The sequence below is a fragment of the Streptococcus sp. C300 genome (assembly GCF_000187645.1).
GTDB classification, from domain to species: domain Bacteria; phylum Bacillota; class Bacilli; order Lactobacillales; family Streptococcaceae; genus Streptococcus; species Streptococcus oralis_CQ.
In genome coordinates, this window is record NZ_GL732469.1 from 199517 (window position 1) to 202242 (window position 2726).

At 37.4% G+C, this 2726-nt stretch carries 2 protein-coding genes; both read left to right on the forward strand.

The annotated features are described in order from the left end of the window. The coding region (locus HMPREF0849_RS08650; protein ID WP_033605416.1) for a G5 domain-containing protein at positions 1-546 on the forward strand (546 nt) is incomplete at its 5' end. A gap of 361 nt (positions 547-907) precedes the next feature. Continuing rightward, the coding region (locus HMPREF0849_RS08655) for an isopeptide-forming domain-containing fimbrial protein (RefSeq protein ID WP_000871411.1) at positions 908-2726 on the forward strand (1819 nt) is incomplete at its 3' end.

The window sequence follows — 2726 nt, forward strand, 5'->3', positions numbered from 1 at the left end:
ACCTACACAGACGGCGTTGAAACAGGTCGTGTTGAGAAATCCAACACAATCACCACTCCAGCAGTAGATGAGATCGTTGAAGTAGGAACTAAGAAAGTAGTAGCTCCGGTAGTTACAACGAAGGAAGAAACAAAGACAGAAGAAGTTGCCTTCCAAACTAAGGAAGTCACAAATTCTGAACTTCCAGAAGGAACTCATGTAGTGAAAGCTGCTGGTAAGAAGGGTGTTCGCACCATCGTTTACACAGTTACCTACACAGACGGAGTAGAAACAGGTCGTGTTGAGAAATCCAACACAATCACTACTCCAGCAGTAGACGAAGTTGTCGAAGTTGGAATTAAGAAAGTAACTTCTACAACAACCAACGGTAATAAGAATGATACTGCAACAACAGGGAACCAAGCTGAAAGCACTAAGAAAGAAGAAACTGCAAGCCAAGATAAGAAAGTTCTACCAAGCACAGGTACAGCTTCTACCAGTCTTCTTTCAATGATTGGTTTATTTATCGCCGGTCTAGTAGGCTTTGTCGTTCGTAAGAAGGACTAAGGCTCTCTAATTGTACAAAAGCATCTTTTGTACCAGAAATACTAAAAAGAACTCAGAATTTATTCTTGGGTTCTTTCTTTATAAAAATTAAATATATTAATGTTTATGCGTAGCTCGAGTACGTTATGAAACTCATAAAGTGATAATAGGATTAACTATAAAACAGTTATTCACATAGTGTAAACGCCTTTTCTAAAATTTTGATATTTTAATTATTCTCACCTAAAATTGACAATCTGGAAATACAAAAAAGTAAATATTTTTTTATATCTGCTTTCAATTTCCCTTTCTTTGTGTTAGAATGAGATGAACATTTCTTTTGAAATGATTAAATAATCATTTTTAATTTTGGAGGTACATTATGAAATGGAAAAATCGCATGAGAATGCCTTTTTCTACTATTTTCAGTAGAAAAAAACAGGCTTTTCTCGGACTAGTCGTTTTACTTTTTTCTATTTTTCTTCTTCCGCTTCAATCTTATGCGGCTTTAGAAGAAATAAAAAATGGAACGGATATCTCAACCTTAGATATTCGTAAGTTTAATTTGAACATCAACAATTTTAGTGTTTTATCTAAATCACAGGCTGTTGATCAGTTTCATTTATCGAATCCCCACTATGAATATCTCTGGGGTGGTGCCTATCCAGGCGAGATGGAGAACTTTACTCTTAAAGTAGATAAAAGTAAAAAACAGGATCAAGTTTTTGAAAATCCTCTTTCTCTAAAATTCACAAATATTGGGACAGTCAATGGTAAGCAAGTAGATGCTTATCTAAATTTCAATAAAGTAACCCTACACTATCTTAATACTGCTCAGGCAGAATCTGAAATGAATAGTGCTCAAAAATCTACTGTTGAATTTTTCTCAATTTCTGAATTATGGGAAAGCAGTGCTTTTGAAATTGGTAATGTTCCTTACGTAGATGCGAATCATGATTACATCATGAATAAAGCATTTTGGATTGATGCTGATGTAACAGCCGAGTTGAGTTATGCAGATGGTTCAGAGACAGATTTGAAGTTGGTTATGAAGCCAACAGACATCGATGCAATGGATGCCAACAACTTGAAGGAAACCTTCTATGTTAAGGATTATCAAAATGATGTTAATCTTCGTTTGATGAATAATGCCAATGTCTTAAGACAGGAAGATCAAGGAGATCGAACTGCTTGGGTAGCAACTCAGATTACAAGCGGTAGCTATTCTGAGAACAATATCTCTGGTTTTGCCCTTCGATCAAATAGTAATAGTATGAATTTTGGTTACTCATCAACAGAGGTTGCTTCGGCCGTCTTTGGTCTTTATATTGAAAAAATTGATCCGAGCCCTGTTCTAGCAGTGGATCCTACAGAGATTCCAGCTAAGGAAGGACAAGATGTAACCTATAAAGCTACGTTTAAAGTTCCGGTTCCAGGTAAGGACATTTTAGCAACGCCTTCATCTATCGAAATGGTTCAGAAATTTGATGAGCGCCTTAATTATCAAGGACTTAAAGTGGAATCAGGTGGAGTGACTTTACAGGAAGGGCGTGATTATACTATTGAAAAGAATGGTCAAACTGTTACTGTTAAAATGACACCTGAATACATAAAAGCAAATTCTTCTGCTGAAATTATTGTAACTTATAATACTACTACAAACAAAAAAGTAGAAGAAAAAGGTTCTGGAAAGATTGACAATACTGTAACATTGCATGTTGATAATTTATCAGCTCCTTCTAATCAGGTAAGCACGGCCCTCCTTTATGAAAAACATCATGAGTTTGTGAGTGGAACCCCAGGCAAAGAACTTCCACAAGAAGTGAAAGACCTGCTTCCAGCAACAGAAAAGAACTTGTCTAATGGTACTCAAGTAACGCCAACACAACCAAGCCAAACAGAAGTGAAGACGGCAGAGGGTACATGGAGCTTTAAGTCTTATGACAAGGCATCAGAAACCATCAATGGAGCGGATGCCCACTTCGTCGGTACTTGGGAATTTACCCCAGCACCAACTTACAAGGCAACACATGAATTTGTCAGCGGAACTCCAGGGAAAGACCTTCCACAAGAAGTGAAAGCCTTGCTTCCAGCAGACCAAACAGACTTGAAAGACGGTAGTCAAGCGACTCCAACTCAACCAAGTAAAACGGAAGTGAAGACAGCAGAAGGTACTTGGAGCTTCAAGGCCTACGACAAGG